The 21097-nt window shown below is 36.0% G+C and carries 24 protein-coding genes and 1 riboswitch; of the genes, 3 read left to right on the forward strand and 21 right to left on the reverse strand.

The window, feature by feature from the left end; genetic code table 11:
* Positions 1 to 3: 3 nt before the first annotated feature.
* The 19 genes from ACIQ7N_RS02945 to comGA all read right to left on the reverse strand — a co-directional run bounded on the left by ACIQ7N_RS02945 (position 4) and on the right by comGA (position 16657).
* Positions 4 to 843: a PP2C family protein-serine/threonine phosphatase gene (locus ACIQ7N_RS02945; protein ID WP_402930183.1), complete on the reverse strand. Its 840-nt coding sequence runs from the start codon at positions 841 to 843 to the stop codon at positions 4 to 6.
* Between the two features lie 6 nt (positions 844 to 849).
* A complete protein-coding gene (locus ACIQ7N_RS02950) occupies positions 850 to 1377 on the reverse strand; it encodes an FHA domain-containing protein (protein ID WP_142507236.1) in 528 nt (175 codons plus the stop codon).
* 40 nt (positions 1378 to 1417) lie between these two features.
* Positions 1418 to 1993 (reverse strand): FHA domain-containing protein, encoded by a 576-nt coding sequence (locus tag ACIQ7N_RS02955; protein ID WP_402930185.1) that lies wholly within the window; start codon positions 1991 to 1993, stop codon positions 1418 to 1420.
* 36 nt (positions 1994 to 2029) lie between these two features.
* Positions 2030 to 2464, reverse strand: a complete 435-nt coding sequence (locus ACIQ7N_RS02960; RefSeq protein ID WP_402930187.1) for a J domain-containing protein — start codon at positions 2462 to 2464, stop codon at positions 2030 to 2032.
* A gap of 92 nt (positions 2465 to 2556) precedes the next feature.
* Positions 2557 to 2982, reverse strand: a complete 426-nt coding sequence (locus tag ACIQ7N_RS02965; RefSeq protein ID WP_402930189.1) for a membrane-associated protease 1 — start codon at positions 2980 to 2982, stop codon at positions 2557 to 2559.
* A gap of 227 nt (positions 2983 to 3209) precedes the next feature.
* Positions 3210 to 5378: a transcriptional regulator gene (locus ACIQ7N_RS02970; protein ID WP_402930191.1), complete on the reverse strand. Its 2169-nt coding sequence runs from the start codon at positions 5376 to 5378 to the stop codon at positions 3210 to 3212.
* 538 nt (positions 5379 to 5916) lie between these two features.
* A complete protein-coding gene (locus ACIQ7N_RS02975; RefSeq protein ID WP_402930193.1) occupies positions 5917 to 6852 on the reverse strand; it encodes a serine/threonine-protein kinase in 936 nt (311 codons plus the stop codon).
* A gap of 403 nt (positions 6853 to 7255) precedes the next feature.
* Positions 7256 to 7474, reverse strand: a complete 219-nt coding sequence (locus ACIQ7N_RS02980) for a hypothetical protein (RefSeq protein WP_402930195.1) — start codon at positions 7472 to 7474, stop codon at positions 7256 to 7258.
* Between the two features lie 131 nt (positions 7475 to 7605).
* A complete protein-coding gene (locus ACIQ7N_RS02985; RefSeq protein ID WP_402930196.1) occupies positions 7606 to 7893 on the reverse strand; it encodes a hypothetical protein in 288 nt (95 codons plus the stop codon).
* Between the two features lie 19 nt (positions 7894 to 7912).
* Positions 7913 to 9376, reverse strand: a complete 1464-nt coding sequence (gene gcvPB / locus ACIQ7N_RS02990) for an aminomethyl-transferring glycine dehydrogenase subunit GcvPB (RefSeq protein ID WP_402930198.1) — start codon at positions 9374 to 9376, stop codon at positions 7913 to 7915.
* The gene (gene gcvPA / locus ACIQ7N_RS02995; RefSeq protein WP_248716471.1) at positions 9369 to 10715 is read right to left on the reverse strand and encodes an aminomethyl-transferring glycine dehydrogenase subunit GcvPA; all 1347 of its coding nucleotides are present in this window, start codon (positions 10713 to 10715) and stop codon (positions 9369 to 9371) included. The genes gcvPB and gcvPA overlap by 8 nt, the downstream gene beginning before the upstream one ends.
* A gap of 25 nt (positions 10716 to 10740) precedes the next feature.
* Entirely contained in the window at positions 10741 to 11844 is a 1104-nt protein-coding gene (gcvT, locus tag ACIQ7N_RS03000) for a glycine cleavage system aminomethyltransferase GcvT (RefSeq protein WP_402930200.1), read from the reverse strand.
* A gap of 281 nt (positions 11845 to 12125) precedes the next feature.
* Positions 12126 to 12218: riboswitch (glycine riboswitch) on the reverse strand.
* A 144-nt stretch (positions 12219 to 12362) separates the two neighbouring features.
* A complete protein-coding gene (locus tag ACIQ7N_RS03005) occupies positions 12363 to 12878 on the reverse strand; it encodes a shikimate kinase (RefSeq protein ID WP_274068306.1) in 516 nt (171 codons plus the stop codon).
* Positions 12879 to 13075: 197 nt separating this feature from the next.
* Entirely contained in the window at positions 13076 to 13501 is a 426-nt protein-coding gene (gene comGF, locus ACIQ7N_RS03010; RefSeq protein ID WP_402930202.1) for a competence type IV pilus minor pilin ComGF, read from the reverse strand.
* Positions 13494 to 13811, reverse strand: coding sequence for a hypothetical protein (locus tag ACIQ7N_RS03015; protein WP_402930204.1), 318 nt, complete (start codon positions 13809 to 13811; stop codon positions 13494 to 13496). Before ACIQ7N_RS03015 ends, comGF begins: the two co-directional genes overlap by 8 nt.
* Positions 13804 to 14244 (reverse strand): competence type IV pilus minor pilin ComGD, encoded by a 441-nt coding sequence (gene comGD, locus ACIQ7N_RS03020; protein ID WP_402930206.1) that lies wholly within the window; start codon positions 14242 to 14244, stop codon positions 13804 to 13806. Before comGD ends, ACIQ7N_RS03015 begins: the two co-directional genes overlap by 8 nt.
* Positions 14244 to 14576 carry a competence type IV pilus major pilin ComGC gene (gene comGC / locus ACIQ7N_RS03025; RefSeq protein WP_402930208.1) on the reverse strand — a complete coding sequence of 111 codons (333 nt, stop codon included), beginning with the start codon at positions 14574 to 14576 and terminating at the stop codon, positions 14244 to 14246. The genes comGD and comGC overlap by 1 nt, the downstream gene beginning before the upstream one ends.
* 10 nt (positions 14577 to 14586) lie before the next feature.
* Positions 14587 to 15660, reverse strand: coding sequence for a competence type IV pilus assembly protein ComGB (comGB, locus tag ACIQ7N_RS03030; RefSeq protein WP_402930210.1), 1074 nt, complete (start codon positions 15658 to 15660; stop codon positions 14587 to 14589).
* Positions 15638 to 16657 carry a competence type IV pilus ATPase ComGA gene (comGA, locus tag ACIQ7N_RS03035; RefSeq protein ID WP_402930212.1) on the reverse strand — a complete coding sequence of 340 codons (1020 nt, stop codon included), beginning with the start codon at positions 16655 to 16657 and terminating at the stop codon, positions 15638 to 15640. Before comGA ends, comGB begins: the two co-directional genes overlap by 23 nt.
* Positions 16658 to 16983: 326 nt before the next feature.
* Here comGA and ACIQ7N_RS03040 point away from each other — a divergent pair, with 326 nt between their 5' ends.
* Positions 16984 to 17694 (forward strand): helix-turn-helix transcriptional regulator, encoded by a 711-nt coding sequence (locus tag ACIQ7N_RS03040; protein WP_402930215.1) that lies wholly within the window; start codon positions 16984 to 16986, stop codon positions 17692 to 17694.
* 120 nt (positions 17695 to 17814) lie between these two features.
* Positions 17815 to 18057: a DUF2626 family protein gene (locus ACIQ7N_RS03045; protein ID WP_004231035.1), complete on the forward strand. Its 243-nt coding sequence runs from the start codon at positions 17815 to 17817 to the stop codon at positions 18055 to 18057.
* Between the two features lie 167 nt (positions 18058 to 18224).
* On the opposite strand, the gene yidC is transcribed toward ACIQ7N_RS03045, so the two are convergent.
* Together yidC and ACIQ7N_RS03055 are read right to left on the reverse strand one after the other, a co-directional pair.
* Complete coding sequence (gene yidC / locus ACIQ7N_RS03050) at positions 18225 to 18872, reverse strand: membrane protein insertase YidC (protein ID WP_402930217.1); 648 nt, start codon at positions 18870 to 18872, stop codon at positions 18225 to 18227.
* Positions 18873 to 19440: 568 nt separating this feature from the next.
* The gene (locus ACIQ7N_RS03055; protein ID WP_402930218.1) at positions 19441 to 20085 is read right to left on the reverse strand and encodes an MBL fold metallo-hydrolase; all 645 of its coding nucleotides are present in this window, start codon (positions 20083 to 20085) and stop codon (positions 19441 to 19443) included.
* A gap of 168 nt (positions 20086 to 20253) precedes the next feature.
* Here ACIQ7N_RS03055 and ACIQ7N_RS03060 point away from each other — a divergent pair, with 168 nt between their 5' ends.
* The gene (locus ACIQ7N_RS03060) at positions 20254 to 20433 is read left to right on the forward strand and encodes a DUF2759 domain-containing protein (protein ID WP_132356740.1); all 180 of its coding nucleotides are present in this window, start codon (positions 20254 to 20256) and stop codon (positions 20431 to 20433) included.
* The last annotated feature ends 664 nt before the right edge of the window (positions 20434 to 21097 follow it).

Below are 21097 nucleotides of genomic sequence, written 5' to 3' on the forward strand. Positions count from 1 at the left end.
TGATTACCATGTTTTTTCCAAAATAACGATCGTTGCATTATCTTGATTTTTTAAGCGTTTTTGTTCGACAGCTTTTATTATGTCTTGAGCAATATCATAGGGAGTAGCTTGCTGAGAGAGAATTTGTTCCATTTCAACCTCTGTTAAAGTATCATAGACGCCATCGCTAAATAGACATACTTTATCCCCTCTATTTAGCTGAATCGGACTTTTTCCGATATCCATATTTTTAAAGCCTTCATACCCTAAATAATTGATAAGTCTCTTTTTCAAAGGGTTTTCTTGCACCTCAAGCTGAGATATTTCACCAGATATATATCGCTCAGTTAACACTGATTCAAAAATATGCTTTTGATTGATGGCCTTGAATTCTCCGTTTCGGAATATGGTTATAACACTATCGCCAACTGCTCCCCAATGAAGAAATCCGTTATTATCAATAACGGCTGCTACTAATGTAGTACCACCATTCGAGCCATTTAAATTTTCAACAATCATATGATTACTTGCAAAAGCTGCCTCCTTAAAAAATTTTTCTAAATTGTTTAGACCGCTTAGCTTTTTAAATTCTTCAATAAATGTATTAACAGCAACCGTACTTGCCATCCTACCGTTTGCTAAACCACTAATACCATCTGCTAGTACAGCTATTGTTCCATCGTTCGTTTCCGCTGTAGAGAAATAATCATCCTGCTCATCACGTCTGCCAATCGTTTGACCATTTCCTACTGCTATTTTTGTTTTTTCATTTTGTTGCGCAAGCATGTTTCTAACGATTAATAATGCAACGAGTACAACAATAAAAATAAGTGCAATTATGTATGGCAGTAGTTTCTGATCCATCCGTCATCATTCCTCACTGTTGTTGTTTTCCCATTCAAAATGAACACCACATAAGGGAATAAAAAGAAACATACTTCTGCCTAACTGAATCACATCATACGCTGCAAGTTCTGTTGGTGTATAAACTGCTTCATTATTTAGATACGCTAAGCCAGAAGCATCACCTGGAAGTAAATAGAAGTTCCTTTTTTTAGGGTCATAAACAATGACTGCATGGTTTCGCTGAGAAATCGAATTATCTCCAACAATCCGAATGTGCATATCCTCTGCTCTACCAATAAAGTTTTTTTCCGATAAAATCCGATAGTCTCGCCCCATTTGTGGCCCTTCAATACAAACTAGCCATCCTGTTACCGGATCAATGCCATCCATTTCTCCGAGATATGGCATTGTTTTATCATCTACCTCAGCTACAGCTACTTGCTGACCGCTTGGTCTTTGCTCCTGTTCCACCATTACGTTGCAATACGGACATACATTTCTATGTCTTCTGGAACTAAACATGTGACCATTTGTGCATCTTATCAAACTCATTTTCGCTATCCCCCGTCTATGTTTACGAATTTACTTGTCTCTATTTCACTAAAATCCGTGTATTTGCTATGTATATTGTGTCACCATTACCTATCGGGTAAGGGTTTTCGTGTTTTATTCTGTTTTTAACGCGCTTGTGGGCTTTTTTGATACCAACACCATTTACCGAATCAATATCCTCTATGTACCATACTCCTGAAACATTATTTAATACGGCATGTTCATAGTTGATAAGCGATTCATATTCAGTTCCGCTTAAATCGATATCTGCCTTATTATCTGCTGAACTTTTCCCAATAAGTAATGATGTTTGATCATCAATCTCCCATTCATCTATTTCAGCTCCACGATCATTGAGGAGAACTAATTTTCGAATTTTCTTTTTTGTCACTTCGTTATTTTTATCTTTTGCTTCATACTTAACAGAGCCATAAACAATTGCTAGTATGACCAGCATTAGTCCAATAATTGTTTTCAACATAAAATTCTGATTCATGACAAATACGTATAAAATGAAAAAGAAGGCGATTGTGACAATAATAATATCGATTAATTTTATAATCATTAGTTTCTTTGGGTTTTCAGTGTATGCATTCATTGAATTTTGGTCATACATGGTATCACACTCCTTCATACTAGCTATGGCTTCGTTTTACTTGTAAAAAAAACGTTCAAATAAATCAGTTGTATCTAGTGGATTCTTCTTTGCGTTCTTATTAAGGGTTGATCCCATTTCCTTTGTTTTAGGATTAAAACCAAAAAAATGCTCAAAGTTCTTTTCAATATTGCTCATATTAAAATCTGGTTTTTTTTCAGTAGAATGTTGGCGCGAAGACTGCTTTTCAGATGTCTGCCCATTACCCCACTTTTGACTAGCGCCATCTAGCCCTGCATCATACGCTTCTCTTGAAGCTTGATCCTTCAGTACTTTATATGCCTCTGTCACCTCTAAGAAAATCTTTTCAGATTCTTTGTTTCCACCGCTCACGTCTGGATGATGTTTTTTGGATAGTTTTCGATAAGCTAGTTTTATTTGTGCTTGCGTGGCGTCTCTACTAACACCTAAAGTTTCATAATGCGTTTTCATATTTTTCATCCCCAGTATTAGGATTATTCAAAATTATCTAAGGAACTATAAAAGTCCCTTAGATAATGTGGAATAGCTATCAAGCAGCAATCTTAAACAGCGTAGCCGCCTTCGATTTTCGCCAAGTCTGTTTTGTCTTTCTTTTGCTTAATGAATAAGTAGAATTCACCAATACCTTCTGTGTCACCAAACTGTTCTGAATAGTCAACAACGAAAGCATTTGGGAAATGAATTTTTCTTACTACTTGATCAGCAGAAATAACTTCTAAAGTTACTTTACGGTAACAGTCAGCTTTTTCAGCTGGTACTAATGACCATAATCCTAATTTCATTGTGTCATCAGAATTATCACCATCAGTTGCAGTAAGAATTTTACCTTTAATTTTTAAAGTTGCTCCTACATCTGTTGAACGCGCGTTAGAATCATTTGGAGTATCTGTTTCATACTGAACAGACATAATGCTATCTAACCCTAATTCAATTGCTTCTGATCCTTCTACTTTTAATACAAAACCCATTTTTAGTACCTCCTAAAATTTTTGTTGAATCGTTTCAAAAAGCCTCATAGGTGAAATGTATAACTAGTTGTATGCATTCCCCCATGCTAATCAAATAAATGCATGGAGAAATATGTAATGTTTTTCACCTTATAACTTTCGAAAGATTCTAATATTTATGTTAAAAGATTTAAGAATAAATCTTAAACATACGACTTAAAAAGTTTTTGAGTGTATGTGCAAATTTGTTAGGCCTTAACAGCACTACTTGCCTTTGTAATCATGACTTCAAGGTTCTTAACATTACCATTAAATACCAGGTCAATCTGACAAGTGCTTGTTTTTTCATCAATAATGTAGCCGATGTCATCTCCATCTTGAATAATGGAGTTTACGTAGCCTTTATCATTAATCCATTTACTCTTTTGACTACTTGGATTATTACTAAAGAATCGAACGATATTTTCATGCTTAAAGTCACCTGATTGGAATCGTAAAATTCTTTCAATATACGTACTCACTTGTGTTTTATAGATCGAATCAAATCCATCTTCTTCCATCGCTAAACTTCTAGCTTTATACACGGTAATACGTTTAATTTCTTTATCTTGAAGCTGTGCATTTTCTGATGAGAATACAAAGCCAAAGCTTCTGCTGTTAATAGCATCTTTAATATTATTAGTAAATCCTGAGATTTCTTTCGCCATTGTTGTAACGGTTCTTAGTGAGTTATCACCAGCTTCAATATCGAAGCGTACACCAGGATAATTTCTCTGAACATTTCTGAAAGAATCTTTCAAATATTCCGGACATTGATAAGCTGAAACAATACCTGCCGCTACATAGCTAGCACCAACATAAACGCCCTCTATCCAAAGTTTTAAAATATCTTCTTTTTCTTTAGATAATCGCGCTCCATTTTCCGTTGTCTGCATTCTTGTATCAATGATTACACCTGATTTATCTTTAGGAATGATCGTGAAGTTCGGTAAACATGGTATCGCAAACTCACTATAATCTTTTCGAATAAGCACTGAGCATTTATCGATCAAGCGATCAATACCTGCAGTAGCAATTCCATTGAATGTCGTTTCTTCTTCTGCCATGAAGTTGAAGAAGATCTGTATTTTATAGTCTTTCACAGTGTCAAGAAGAATAGATAATGATTCCATAGTATTACCTTCTTGCTTGGCAACTTTATCGTTCCCTTTAAATCTAGCTCTACTAACTTTCATTTTTCCGGAAGCTTCTAATTCTAGTGCAGGGACAATTCCGTACCATACTGTATCTGTAAAGTCATTTTTGGAGTTAACCGTGTTTAAATACGTGCGTAATCGTGGTAGATTATTACTTTTAACGAGCATATCTAACTTTGTATTCGTTACAAGTAACGAGGGCTGCATACCTTTGTTTTTAGTTGCATACTGATCAAAGTACATTTTTACGCCTAATAGCTTTTCAACTAATGGCTTCACTGTTTTTACAAACTCATCCTTAGCATCCTTATAGAATTCTAAGTAAGTATTGTAGTTTTGAACCTCTGTTTCTACATCTAATTCAGCTCTCACAGCTGGTAAAGGAGAGAAAGTTCTTACGACCAAATCCTTAACATAAGAGGATGGTGACTCTGTAATTGCCTCGTAGTCCTCTTCAAAAACTGTGCTTAAACCATAGTTACTATTGTCTTCAATAACCATCAGTTCCGAGCTATTATTTTGCGGTGCCTCAATGATTTTTAATTCACCATTGTCACCAATAGAAAGTGTCCCAATTTGTAATTTTTCGGATTCATCTTCATCCTGATTAGCACCTAACAATAGTCTCGTTTTAATATCTTCAATTGCTAAAGGAAGCATCGCCATGACATTGTTGTAGTTTTTACTTGCTACTTCGAACATTAGGTTTAGCTTGTCCCCTGTATCCAATTTTTTTGGATCGCCTTCATCTAACTTGTCATATTCACCATATAGGTAATGGATTTCTTTTCGGACTTGTCGTATGTCGTCCATAACCTTTTTAGGAGAGATCATATCAAGCAAATTTTCAAACTTAAAATCAACATTCGCAATGCCCTGACTTCTTTTCGTATCGATGAGGGTAAATAGCATTTTTAAAAAATCATTATTTTGGTCTATAGCTATTTCAGAAATACAGTCATCTTGAATTCCTTCAGGTTTTTTTAATGTATACATAACCTTTTGGTTAGCAGCATTGTAGAATGAGTATACCGTCGGAGAAAACTTATCTAAAAACTCGTCGAAGCTTTTGACAAGAAGATTTTCATTAATTTCTTTAATTTTTTCATCACTAAGACTGTCAATCCCTTTTACATCTCCAACAAGTGTAATTAAATCCATTTTTTCTGGATTAATTTCCTCAAAGAGCATAGTTCTGTTTGTTTGACTAATAATCTCCATTCAGTCGGCCGTATGATTATACAGCCATCCCTCCTTTTTGTTACGAATTTCGAGTAAGCATAGTCAATTAGTGATTAGCACATAAAATATGATCGTAATTCATGATTAACCTAAAATGATACTATTAAGTAACAAAATGGTAATTCCAAACAAAAAAATCAATAGCTATTTTTTTCTATATGAGTATGTAATTATTTATATACAATTATTTATATACAACAGTCACTCATATATAGAATTACTGAAGATTCTTTTATATGCGCACTTCACTGATGACATTATGTATCACAAGTAACTATACAACATCTATTTTTATTGTCAATATTTACATTAGGATTTTATGTTAAATAATTTACATAAATGTATATTTAGTAAAAAATAAACATGGTAAAATTTATGGTATTTTTTAATAGTAAAAGTGTATTTTTTTATTATTTTTACTATAAAAAAATAGCTAATTGAGTAAAAATACCTAGTTCATAAGCAGTTGTAAAAATATATATTTTAAATCAAAAATGGTTATATTGAATCATAGAAATTATTTACTTAGCAATTTAGATCTACATCGTTCGAAATAACTTTTTAGCCTATTGGCAGTATTTTCAATAGTAACAACAAGTTCTAAATACTTAAGCGAAGAGCATCGTTTTTTTGACTGTACTGCCAGCCCCCACATAATAGTTCGAGATAAAATAATACTCGCTTTCGCATTATATTTTCTCACATTTACAATTTTATCTTCAATTATGCGTTGCGAGCTATCCAAAGGAATAATATCTGTAAGAGAATAATAAAATGTTGCTGCCAAACTATAAATATCTGTGTATACACCTTGCTCTGATATATTTGAATATTGCTCAAGCGGGGAATAACCTGGGCTAGTAAAAATCTGATAATCATTATCGTTTTTATAAAAAATCGCCGAACCAAAATCTAGTAAATATGGCTTACCCTCTAAATCTATCATGATATTAGTTGGTTTTATATCTCGATGTAATATGCCTTTTTTATGTAAATAGCTTAAAGCATCAATTACAGGGAGGAATACACCTGTGTACAAATGATCCCTATTATTAATAGGATAATCCTTTAAATATTGATCTAATAAATTCCCCTCATAATACTCCATCACAATATAAATCGACTCATTTTCTTCAAAGTGGTCCATATATTTGACGATATTGGGATGATTTATTTGCTGCAAAATTAACGCTTCATTTAGAAAAATAGCTTTTAAATCCTCGAACTTCTGCTTTGTTGATGGCAAACGATTAACGACTGTTTTATTATCTAAATCCCGTAAAGCTATGTCATTTGGAAAGAACTCTTTAATAATTATTTGATTCCTTTCATTAATATTCTCCGCGATATAAACAAAGGACAATTTACTAGTAGCAAGTACTTCTTTTATTTTATATGTATTATTCAAAACACTGTTTGCTGGTAAACTCAATTCAACTTGAATCGCTTGCATTTTTAAACTATCAGCCCTTTCCTCACATGAATTCGAACAATTTTGTTACATTTTATCGTAAAATATATAATTATTTTAACTAAAATACAAATTAATGTAATTATATCAATATGCCCCCTTTTATTAAATAGTTATCTTATAGGGGGTAGTGGTTCAATGGCGGGGGCATTGTGATGGGGTTTTATTATCCGTCGCTTTGACTCTTCTTTCCGTCGCTCTGACTTTTTTCCGTCACTTCGGCTTTTCTTCCGTCGCTCGAACCTTTTCTTCCGTCACTTCGACTCTTCTTTCCATCACTCTGACTTTTTTCCGTCGCTTCTGCTCTTCTTTCCGTAGCTCGGACCTTTTCTTCCGTCACTCTGACTTTTATCCGCCGCTTCTGCTCTTCTTTCCGTCGCTCGGATCATTCTTTCCATCGCTCTGACTTTTTTCCGTCACTTCGGCTCTTCTTTCCGTAGCTCGGACCTTTTCTTCCGTCACTCTGACTTTTATCCGCCGCTTCTGCTCTTCTTTCCGTCGCTCGGATCATTCTTTCCGTCGCTTCGACTCTTCTTTCCGTCGCTCGGACCTTTTCTTCCGTCGCTTCTGCTCTTCTTTCCATCGCTCGGACCTTTTCTTCCATCGCTCTGACTTTTATCCGCCGCTTCTGCTCTTCTTTCCGTCGCTCGGATCATTCTTTCCGTCGCTTTGACTCTTCTTTCCGTCGCTCGGATCTTTTCTTCCATCGCTCTGACTTTTATCCGCCGCTTTGGCTCAGCCTTCCGTCGCTCGGATCATTCTTTCCGTCACTTCGGCTCTTCTTTCCGTAGCTCGGACCTTTTCTTCCGTCACTTCGACTCTTCTTTCCGTCGCTCTGACTTTTTCTTCCGTCGCTTTGATTCTTCTTTCCATCGCTCTGACTTTTTTCCGTCGCTTTGGCTCAGCCTTCCGTCGCTCTGACTTTTTTCCGTCGCTTTCGACCTTCTTTCCGTCGCTCGGACCTTTTCTTCCGTTTATCAAAAAGATTAAAAAAAGACGACCAACAAGTACTAAAGTACTCATTGGACGCTATGGTAGTTAATTATGCTTTTTGGTAGCGAAGCACAGGTGTACGAGCAGCGCGTGTTTCGTCTAAGCGAGATACGACTGTTGTATGTGGTGCTTCTTGTACGATAGATGGATTTTCTTCTGCTTCTTTTGCAATTTGGATCATTATATCACAGAATGCATCTAATGTTTCTTTTGATTCCGTTTCTGTTGGCTCGATCATTAACGCCTCTTCCACATTTAACGGGAAGTAAGTTGTTGGTGGATGGTAGCCAAAGTCTAACAGACGTTTTGCGATATCTAAAGTACGAACGCCAAGTTTCTTTTGACGACGACCTGATAATACAAATTCATGTTTACAATGACGGTTATATGGTAGATCGTAGAATGGCTCTAAGCGACGCATCATGTAGTTTGCGTTTAGTACAGCGTATTCTGTAACAGCTTTTAAGCCATCTGGACCCATTGTACGGATATAAGTGTATGCACGTACGTTGATACCAAAGTTACCGTAGTAAGGTTTAACACGACCGATTGATTGTGGACGGTCGTAATCGAAGTGATATGTTCCTTCCTCTGTTCTTACTAAAACTGGTTTTGGAAGGAATGGAATTAAATCTGCTTTTACACCTACTGGACCTGAACCTGGGCCACCGCCGCCGTGAGGACCTGTAAATGTTTTGTGTAAATTTAAGTGTACGCAGTCAAAGCCCATATCACCAGGACGTGCTTTACTCATAACTGCGTTTAAGTTTGCACCATCATAGTATACTTTACCGCCAACAGAGTGGATAAGCTCTGCCATTTCGATAATGTTTTCTTCAAATAGACCAAGTGTATTTGGATTTGTTAGCATTAATGCCGCTGTATCAGCACCAACTACTTTGCGTAAATCCTCAATATCTACTAAACCATTTTCATCTGATTTAACAGTGATAGTTTCAAAGCCTGCAACAGTTGCCGATGCTGGATTTGTACCGTGAGCAGAGTCAGGAACGATAACTTTATTACGATGGCCTTCACCGTTTGCTTCATGGAAAGCACGAATCATCATTAATGCTGTCCATTCACCATGTGCACCCGCCGCTGGTTGTAATGTCACTTCATCCATACCTGTAATTTCAACTAATGAAGTTTGTAGATCGTAAAGAAGCTCCATTGCACCTTGAACTGTTGACTCATCCTGTAATGGGTGAACATTTGCAAAACCAGAAATTCGGGCAACTGCCTCGTTAATTTTAGGATTATATTTCATCGTACAAGAACCAAGAGGGTAGAAGCCAGAGTCCACACCGTGGTTTCGGCGAGAAAGTGCTGTATAATGACGCATAATATCAAGCTCAGATACTTCTGGTAATTCCGCTGCTTCCACGCGTACTAAGTTTGCTGGCAGTAAATCTGCGAGATCAACCTCTGGTACATCGAGTGCTTCTAAGCTGTAACCTACGCGACCTTCTTTGGAAATTTCAAAAATGAGTGATTGATTTTCGTTATGCATTAAGAGCCCCCATTTCCGCAACAAGTGCATCAATTTCTTCTTTCGTGCGTAATTCTGTTACAGCGATTAGCACGTGATTTTTAAGAGAGTCATATGTTTGACCTAAAGGATAACCACCGATAATACCTTTTTCAATTAAGCCTTTATTAATTTCTTTCACACATTTATTTGTCTTTACAACGATTTCGTTAAAGTGTGCACCTTGGAATGCTACTGTGAAGCCTGCAGCTTCAAAGGCATTTTTAGCATAGCGAGTTTTCGCAATGTTTTGCATAGCCATTTCACGAACACCTTGCTTGCCAAGAGCAGTCATTGCTACAGAAGCGGCAAGTGCAAGAAGCGCTTGGTTCGAACAAATATTAGATGTTGCTTTATCACGACGAATATGTTGCTCACGTGCTTGTAATGTTAAAACATAACCACGACGTCCTTCACCGTCTACTGTTTCACCAACAAGACGACCTGGAACTTTACGCATTAGCTTCGTTGTTACTGCGAAGAAACCACAGTGCGGACCACCAAATGCTTCAGAAATACCAAAGACCTGTGCGTCCCCTACACAAATATCAGCACCTAGCTTACCAGGTGGTGTTAAAACCCCTAGTGACAGTGGATTTGCAGATACGACAAATAAACTTTTTGCTTCATGTGCAATATCACCAATCACTTGTAAGTCCTCTATTTGACCAAAGAAGTTAGGATATTGTGCAATAACAGCTGCCGTATTGTCATCCATTAGTTCCTTTAAAGCTTCTACATCTGTCACACCATCTTTTTGTGGAACAGTAACAATTTCAATGGATTGACCGTATGCATATGTAGCAACGACATCACGATACTCAGGATGAACTGCCTCAGATACTAAAATTTTCTTACGGCGTGTATGTCCAGCTGCCAGCATACCCGCTTCCGCTAATGCTGTTCCTCCATCATACATAGAAGAGTTTGCAAGATCCATACCTGTAAGCTCTGCAATCATCGTTTGGAATTCAAAAATTGCTTGTAATTCCCCTTGTGAAATTTCTGGTTGATATGGAGTATACGCTGTATAAAACTCCGAACGGGAAATAACATGGTCCACGATAATTGGTTTATAGTGGTTGTATACGCCTGCACCTAAAAACGATACGTTAGCATTTGTATCTTTATTTTTCGCAGCAAGTGCCGTTAATTCTTTTAATAAAGCTGATTCAGATTTTGCGTCTTTAATATCATATAGGCCTTTAAAACGTACTTTTTCTGGAATATCCCCAAATAACTCATCAACTGAGGATACGCCTATTACGTCTAACATTTCTTGTTTATCTTGCTCCGTCATTGGTAAATAACGATGTTTCATAAATGTAGGTCCCTCTTTTCAACTTTTATTTTGAACGTTTGTAAAACGGTGTTTCAACTGTTACTACCTTTAAGTGCTTACCACGAATTTCGATTTCCAATTCAGTTCCGATAGTTGTGAATTGACTGTCAATTAATGCGTGACCAACATTGCGTTTAGAGGAAGGAAGCTGAGTACCTGTTGTCACTTCACCGATTTCCTTACCATCCTTAAACACTTTATAGCCATGACGAGGAATCCCCTTATCGATCATTTCAATACCTACAATTTTACGTGACAGTCCATTTTCTTTTTGTGCCGCTAATGCATCATGACCATTAAAGCCCTCTTTATTTAATTTCACAGCAAAACCAATACCAGCCTCAAGAGGTGAAATTGTCGCTGAAAGCTCTTGCCCGTATAATGGAAGACCTGCTTCGAAACGAAGTGTATCACGGCAACCTAGACCTGCTGGTACAACGCCTTTGTCTTTTCCAGCCTCTAAAATTTCGTTCCATAAAGCTTTAATATCTTCTGGAGAGCCGTATAATTCAAAACCATCCTCCCCTGTGTAACCGCTACGAGATACTAATGCTTTATGACCAGCAACTTCAACGTCTGCTTGGAAACGGAAGTATTTAATTGTTTTTAAATCAGTGTCTGTTAATGTTTGAAGAACCTCTTCTGCTAATGGACCTTGAAGGGCAATTTGTGCATAAGCATCTGATTGATTGTCGATCGTTACATCATATTGATGTTGATTTTCCATCATCCAATCATAATCTTTTTCAATATTTGCTGCATTTACGCACAATAAATAATGATTGTCTGCTAATTTATACGTTAATAAATCATCGACAACGCCACCATCTTCATAGCACATTGCATTATATTGCGCTTGACCTACTGCAATTTTTGAAATATCATTTGTCAAAAGATTTTGTAAAAATTCTAGTGAATTAGGTCCAGTTACTAAAATTTCACCCATATGTGATACATCAAATAAGCCAGCACGATTACGTACTGCATCATGCTCTTCTTTAATAGAAGAGAATTGCACTGGTAATTCCCATCCGCCAAAGTCGATTGTTTTACCACCATACTTTGCATATTCTTCAAATAGAGGTGTACGCTTTAATTCATTCGTCATTATTTTTGCCCCCTTAATGGTAGTTACATTTTTTACTGGTAGTAGTTCGTCTGCTTTTTATAAGTGCAATCATGCTTCCCCTGTTTGCTCATTCAATTAAGGAAAAGGAACTAACAACATTAGGCAAAACATTTAGACATAAAAAAAGACAGACGAACCCCTTTTCGGGATTCTCTGTCCTTAAACCTGAAAGTTACACCAGACTGGCTCGCATACCTACAATGCCAAACAGCCGGCTTTCCCCTTTGGTGGCTGTAGTACTACAGCTCTCTCCAGAGTTGCGTCTTGTACGAGTCCTTTTACCTGAGAGATTCATAACATTTTGTTATTTGCTCCTTCGGTGACGTCTACACGTGCTCTCCCCGCACAATCATCCGCCCAAGATTCATCTTGGTACTATTTAGTATTCAATGAACATTTAGTTACTTATTTGTCTATATCCTAACATTAATTGCATTGAAAAGGCAATCATTTTTTAATTTATATCAAAACACGAACGTTTAATCAATTTATTTTAATTAATGTTCGCCTTTCAATCTTTTAACTTGGAATACTAAATACTCAAGAATTTGGCGGAGTGTTCTGCCCTCTGTTAACACTTGTATATGTCCCGTTTCACGATAGAATCTTCTTCTATAATGATACAGCTTCTCTAACTCCTCTTTCGTTGAACTTTGTACAATTGGTCTGTTCGGATCATGCTGTATTCGTTTGTATATATCTTCGAATGTCGCATCTAAAAAAAACACGAGCCCACTGCGTCTCATTATTTTTCGATTTTCAGCATTGATCGCAACGCCACCACCTGTTGAAATAATACAAGCTTCGTCCCGGAAATTTTTCAAAAATTCTGTTTCTATTTCTCGAAAGCGTACTTCTCCGTATTTTTCAAATATTTGTGGAATTGTCATTCCCTGCTGCCGAACGATTTCATGATCCATATCATAATAAGGCATCTTTAACAAATAGCTTAAACGTCTTCCTAACGCACTTTTGCCGGAGCCCATAAAACCAACTAAATATATTTTTCGCATTCGAATCACCTTCTTATAACTACGATTCTACACTGTCTGACAAAATTTGTCCTAATAAATTTATCGTAGCTCGAATATTCAGCTTTTCTAGGTCATTATATGTTCGAAACTGAATCTCATAAGACGTACAATACGTAAGAACAAAAGTAGTTACAAAAAATAATAATGCAATTGCGATTAAAAATATAGCCCCTCTGTCACTTTTCAATAACTGGAACATAGAAAGTTCGCTCCTTTTTGATACCACTTGGAAGTTCAACAGCTACTGTTAACATATCTTTTTCAAATTGGAACTGACATTTGTTAATACCAATTAGCATTGGTACATGACCACCATTTACTTGTTCACGAATTAAATTGCTATAACAATCAATATTATGAATAGCATTCCCTTTCTGGAAGGTTATTCTCTTTTGGTCTTGTCGAATCGTAAATGAAGAAATATCATTTAAATACATATTCAAATCATAAACAAAAAGCTCCCACTTCGATTGTTCATCAGATAGTACGGTTGTTTTCATTTCTGCAAACCAAAGCATAATGAACACAACAAGGTGTGCAATAAGCACAAAAACAACTAATTGAAATATCGCTTCTACTAATGTATAGCCTCGTTCATTCATCGACATCACCTGTCAGTTGTATACATTTTTTACGTAATTCCCGTATATTTTGAAAACTTACACATATCCCCTGCCCATTCATAGACCATTGGAAATCTACATTTTCAACGGTATTAGTGCCTTCAGTTTGCTGTAAGTAGCGATAACGCTTTAAGCCTTCATAGGCGGTTTCAGCTGCGATAACTTCTAACTTCTTGTTATAAAGAGTCGACTTCATCATGTAGCTGATCGGTATTAATGTCGTGCATAATAACATAACAATGACTATTGATAAAATCGTTTCTACAAATGAATAACCAGATTCATTCAACTCTCGATCTCCCTCGTCCTAACGTAATCACAACCTTTTTAGTACCTTGAGGCGTTTTAAAATAAACAGTCCCTGGGGTCATGACGTTTCCATTGTAATTGTATATAATCGTGTTAATTGAACTTGAAGAAAGAACGACCTCAACCCCTTTTGGAAAAGGTCGTTCATATAATTCTGTATAAAAATCCTTTTTAATGATATATCTTTTTGATGAGCCCTCAAACTTTATCGAAATGTATTCTCTTTTGTGCATACTATACGTTTGTATATATTGTATATCTAATTGAATTTGTGTGAAAAATCGCTCAATCTCCCTAGTCTCCTCAGCTTTAACCGAGTACTTTATGACAATCCCTGACAAACACATAACGATAAATAATACACTGAGCATTTCAACAAACGTAACACCACGCTCACTTTTTATAGTATCCATCAGTTACCAGAGCCATTATTAGAAGAAATCAATCGTACCTCTCCATCATTAGTAATCATTATCTCTTCTTTATTAGGACAGGTCGTTTCACCCTTCTTTAAATAGCCTTTTTCTACCAGATTTTCAATAGTTGGATAAGTCATAAAATCTACGCGGTACGCCTCTACCTGCCCCTGCACCATAGAGATATACGCTTTACAGCCCTTCTCATCGACGGTGGCAAAATGTTTCGTAACATTTGGGATTGTTATTAAAATTAAAACGGAAATAATTAACAAAACTATGAGCATTTCGACCAATGTAAATCCAGCTTGCTGCTTTATCCGTTTCATTATTATCCTCCTATACTAGTTCAATCATATGATATATTGGTAATAATAAACTTACATAGGCAGCAACTATGCACATTGCGATAATGATAAAGAAGGTAGGTTGCACAAACGCAAGGACTTTATGCAATAGTTGCTCTTGCTTTTCTGTCAATAATTCACTGTACAGTACTAGCTCTTTTCCTAGATAGCCACTTTGCTCTCCATGTTCAACAAATGTTGAGAAATCCATCTGCCAAACCGTCATCAAATGAACAGCTTGTGTCAGCGTATCCCCAAAAACAACACGCTCCTTTATACATCGTGCCAAATACTGTAGAAACGGTTGAAGTTGCTGTTCCTCTAAAATTTGTAGACTTGCCTGTAAAGAAAAACCACTTTGGAGTAGACTTCCTAAATAAGCAGCAAATTGTCTCGTCAAAGACATTCGAATATATATACGAATTAATGGCGTTTTCAGGATAATATTTAGCCTGTGAGCAATCGGACAGCGCTTGAGATAAAGGTGAAAAAAGAAAATACTACAAATTACTGCTATTCCTACGACAATTAAAGCATCAGGAAAATGCAATAATACTTTTGACAAAGCAATGCTTGCCTCCTCTGTACCAGTAGTTCGACTTGTCACCATTTTTTCTATATTAGGAAAGAAAATGGTGCGAAACACTAAAAACAACAGCATCAAAAATAGAATGAGCACTACTGGATAAAAGAGTAGCTTCATTAATTTTTTCTTCGTCGATTCACTTAAAGCCATTTGCTTTGCCACACCTTTTAAGGTCTCAATCATATGTCCATTGTTTTCGGCAACTGTAATAGCTACTAAATGCTGCTTTGGAATTTGCAACGCTTCAAAAACTCCTAAAACACCGGCACCCTGCCTCAGTCTTTCATTGACTAGCTTTTGTATTTCTTCATGCGCTTCAATATGATGGGGTAATAGAATAGAAATAGCTTGTGGGAATAAATACCCTTCCTGCATTAACACGCTTAATCTGCTAAAAAAATGAGCTTGCTCCCTTACTCGCCATTTTGTCGCCTTTTTGTAATCTAATCGAATTCCTTCAAAAAAATTTCGTATTCGCATAGATTTGACTCTCCAACAGTTCTTTTTGCCCCGTAAGCGTTAAATCATACGGTAACTCAAAGCTAGTTTTTTGCATAATTGCTTTAATAGCCATTTGAAGATGAACATCGCTTAATATTTCAAACAATGCACGGCGTTCTTCCTGGACTATTGGTGATTGGAAAAGTGTTTGAGCAACAATACCCACTACAGTTTGACGAAGTTCTTCCACTGAAATGCCTAAATCAATAAATCGATAAAGGCAGTTTATCGAATCTTTCGCATGAATGGTCGACATCACTAAATGACCTGTTAAAGCTGCCTCGATTGCAATTTTTGCAGTCTCTTTATCACGTATTTCACCTATCATAATGACGTCAGGTGAGTGGCGTAAAATAGCCTTTAGTCCTGTAGCGTATGTAACGCCCGCTCGTTCGTTTACTTGAATCTGCAAAAGGTTAGCTTGGTTATTTTCTACAGGGTCCTCCAAGGAAATGACATGTCGATTAAGCTCTGTCGAACAGTAATGAATTAAAGAATATAAGGATGTAGATTTACCAGAGCCCGTCGCACCTGTGAAACATAGAAGCCCTTGTTGATGTTTCACTAGTTCCATTAACATTTCTGCTACATATTCGGAATAGGATAAGGAAGTAAGTGGGAATGCATGATTTTGTAGAAGCAGTCGGACAATTAAGCTTTCTTTTAAAAATACTGAGGGAAGTGTAGAAACACGAAAGGCATATTGATCTTGTTCCATCGTTTTTTGGAAGGAGCCACTTTGGGGTTTGCGTCGCTCGCTAATATCTAATGCCGCTAAAAATTTATAATAGGAAATCATTCGCTCTGCAAGCTCGTTCGGTAATTCACCAGCTTGGAGCAGCTTATCATATTTTCGAAAATATATACGGTATTGTTCACGTTCTGGAACTAATAATAAATCTGATGCACCGAAATGGTAGGATTTTAATAAAAGTTGCTCACATTTTTGCTCAACAACCGTTTCAATATTTTGCATATTCGCACCCCTCTTCTGGTTTACTCGAATATGACCGCGCTATTCGTTATTTCCTAGTATAAATAGGAAGCTGTTAAGTGAAAAGCCCTTTTCTTAAAATAAAAATTTGATATAAATTTTCCTGTCAAACATGTTTTTTTGCTATAAAAATGTGGATAACATGCAAATTTCCACTAACTATGAACATAATCTTATGAAAAAGTTAATATTTATGACTAAAGGAACTGTATCTTTTTCGATAATGCAATATAATAGAATTAACATGATTTTTTTCCTACACTTGGTAGAACAGCAAAAATTTCAAAAAATACATAGAGGTGAAGCAAATGATCAATCCATTAAAAATTACTAGTACATTGGCCGATGAAACTAGATATTCTATTTATGAGTACATACTGCAAGAGAAGAAAACTGTAACGGTCCAAAATATCGCTGATAAATTTGGCATCCATCCAAATGTTGCACGGCTACATTTAACAAAGCTCTCAGAAATAAATATCATTACAGCTGATTTTGCCAAAACAGGGAAAGGTGGTAGACCCGGGCGTGTTTATAAGGCCTCAGATAAAGGTGTATCATTAACGTTCCCGAGACGGGATGAAGATCGACTATTAAAATGGACAATCCAGTTAATTCAAGAATTAGGACCATCTGCAATAGAAAAATGCCAGGAAATAAGCTACCAAGACGGCTACCAACAAATGAAAAATTATGTAAATGCTGAGTTACAACTAAATAATACCCTTTCCTTCGAACAAAAGCTCCAATTATTAACTGACAATGCAGCATTAATTGGCTATACTCCACATGTACAACAAACAGAGCATGGTAAAAGTGTGACTTTCTCCATTTTTAATTGTCCATTCCATGAGCAGCTTTCTAATCATTCAGAAATTGTTTGTTCTTTACATGAATCCTATTTAAAAGGACAGGTTGATGCGTTATATGCAAGCAATGAATTTGTACAAATTGATAGCATGATACATAATTGTGATTTATGTAAGTATGAAATAAACGTGACAGAAATTGATAGTTAATTTTTAAATATCCAATTGTTTGTCACAAAGAAGGAGAAGTTCCAGTTTACAGATACCTTTCAAATCATTTATAATGAGTATGAGATTATTGTGTCGTGGGCAAAAGGAGGGGAAATCTTCATGGATAATATGTATAAAGTTATGGCATTCTGGACAGGTATTTTTGCAGTCATGTTCTACCTTGGTGGTATGAACGAAGTATCGCTATTATTCTTAGGTAATACAGGTTTATTCTTATTATTAGGCTTCTTAAACCTTTCAGAACGTATGTACATGTACATTTTCGGAGCATATTTAACTGTATTCTTTGCTGGCTTCACGTACTATACAACATTTATTCACGTACCTGGTGGCGGTCATTAATACAAAGAAAAACGCGTGTCTCATTGAGTATGAGACATGCTTTTTTATGCAAAAATTATAGATCATCAATTATGAAAACATAGTAAAATCCCCCTTTGCATTAAATAGGTTAGATTATGGTTTATTCTATCTATCCTATAAAATACTAGGGGGATTTTTTCCATTTATTAAGTTAATTTAGGCTTTAATTTATTAAACACAAAGCTCTGTAAAATCACCCACAAAGATGAAATTGTCCAATAAAATGGGATGGCTGATGGCATGAAAATTGAAGAAATGACAATCGTCAACGGCATCATAAATATCATTATTTTCTTTTGCGGATGGCTATTATCAGATAGCTTAACTGACATAAAAATTTGAATCATCATCGTTAAACCTGCGATAATTGTCATAAAAATATCTGCAGACCCTAGATTAAACCAGAAGAAATTCTCATGCTGGATGGCATTACTTTTTGTAATGGTATAATACAGTCCGCTTAAAATTGGAAATTGAATCAACGCTGTTAAACAACCTATTTTCATACCTGAAAAGTTTTCCATCATTATTTGAGAGATTTGCAACTGATATTCTTTACGTTCTTCATCTGTTTTAGCCTTGCTTAAGTTTGATTGTAGCTCTATTAATTTTTCCTTATTACCTAGCGACTTTTGTGTAACTGCTAGTTGGGATTTAAAAGATTTATAATTTGGATACATCAAAATTAAGCGTATTAGCACTGTTATAATCACTAAGGCAAATACATAGCTCCCCGTAAAATTAAAGAAAATATCAAGCAAATTTGTCAGTGGTTGTGTTATAAATTCAAACATTAATTAATTGCTCCCCTTTTATAATAATTTTTCTTATAAAAGGGACACTAATTCTTCGTCATTATCTGATTTACTGTAAATTACTTTTCTCAACCATTTATTAAGAAACATGTGAGAAGGATAAATTTTACTTTCGAAATTGACATTGACAGTTAAATCAATTGATACGTCAAGATCCGCGTCAATGACAGTAATTTTATCAAAAATAGTATAAATGTATACTTTAATAAATGGACTATGTTGTACTAAATAACTAAAATCAGTAATAAGCGATAATAGCAATAATAATTCCATTTACATCACCTATGTTTATTTTATCATAAATGAGTGTATCTGTATAAATTTTCTAAGTCCATCACCAAAGTCTAAGTTGATTGGAGTAGAGGCTAGTCGACTCCTTGAGAATCAGCGTCATAGATGAGACACTGGCTACGCGAGTGAAGCTGCTCATCGGACGCCCCCTAGAAAGCTTTGCTCTGTGCGAAAGCGAAGCGTCAGCTATAAAGCCCTAGCCGGAACGGAAATCAACCCTTGCTATGATGATGAACCATTTAATTATCGCCAAATGTTAAAAACCATTCAAGAAAGGATTTGTCTCCATTTCTGCACCGACCGTTGTATAGTTCCCATGACCAGGGTAGATAATAGTATCCTCAGGTAGTGTCAATAGCTTATCATGAATGGATGTAAGTAATACTTTTGTCGAGCCTCCAAGTAAATCTGTACGACCTACACCTTGTTCAAATAGTGTATCACCAACAATAGCAAAGCCATCATTTTCAAATATATATGAAATACTACCTGGTGAATGTCCTGGTGTAAAAATTGCTTTAAAATAAAAATCACTTATTTCAAATAACTGTTCTTTTTTTATAATATTTTCTTCAGCTGGGGCACCGACAATATACTCTGGTAATGCTGCGTATTTACTAGAGCCATTTTTTGTTGGATCTCCTAACCAACTTACTTCTTTTTCATGAATCCATACTGGAACATTAAAAGCCTCGCGGACAGCGTCCACTGCACCGATATGATCGAAATGTGCATGTGTTAAAAAGATGGCTAGTGGTTTAAGATTGTTACTGCGAATAGCCTTGATGATTCGATCCGCTTCTTCTCCTGGATCAAATATTAAGCATTCCTTATTTTTATTCGATACGATATAACAATTCGTTTGGACAGGTCCAAGAGAATAACTTCGTACGTTTATCATTGTTATCACCTCTATTTTAATTATACAGCCTTTGCCACAATTTGACGATAAATGTTCATAGTTTAGTCTATATTAGTTCTCGACAAAAACAGGTAGAACGTTTACAATTAAGGAGGAATATTGTTTACGACATTCATTTTCTGATGTCGAAAGGAGTGTCAATTTCTAATGAACTTATTAATGGTTATTTTTGGTCTAGTTGCTATTTTAGCTGTAGTCGGTACATTCCAAGCACTTAAAGAAAAGAATCTTTTAAGCGTTGTTTTCAACTTATTAAGTGCTGCAGTATTCGGTTGGTTCGTAATTATGACTGTTATTAATAGCGGATACCCACCAAAATTACACTAAAATTAGACAGAAAAAAGAGCAGCCTCCATTTGAGGCTGCTCTTTTTCTATCGTTTTTACTTTAGCCTTCCTTAAACGATAAATAACCACTTTCCTCCTAGTTGTTTATTTCGGCTGCCTGAACGTTATATTTCAATGTGAAATTCCCCTATTTATGCACAAAAAGGGTTTTACCATTAAATTGTGCATCAAGTCCTGAGATAACGTCTTCATAACTACTAGCGTGTCGCTATCGCGACGTTAGCACTGCACTTTTGCATAACAAGAGACCCTAAAGAAGGTGGCTCAACGGACGCTCCAGAAAAACGCCCAGTCGAACGTTATAATATGGATGTAAATACTGAATCACTTCTGCTAATAAAATTGGCTATTATGCCTCCCTCAGCATTTGATATAAAGGCAAAAAAAGAGATCTCACTAAATGGAGGGCACTGAAAAACTTACGTTTTCATAAAAGCGAACCTTTCTCAGATAAAAATAAGGCACTTCTTGTTCAATTTTGAACAGGAAGTGCCTTATTTCTGTCTCTATTCCTTATTTATTTTCGTTTAATAGCTTTAATATCCGTTTTAAATTGACAGCGAATATCGTTGTAGCACCTTGAATTTCCATGCCAAATGACCCGCAGTCGATGCCGTATCGTACCCGTGTCCGTTTTTTAATTC

The organism is Lysinibacillus sp. NPDC095746 (genome assembly GCF_044763535.1).
Lineage (GTDB): Bacteria > Bacillota > Bacilli > Bacillales_A > Planococcaceae > Lysinibacillus.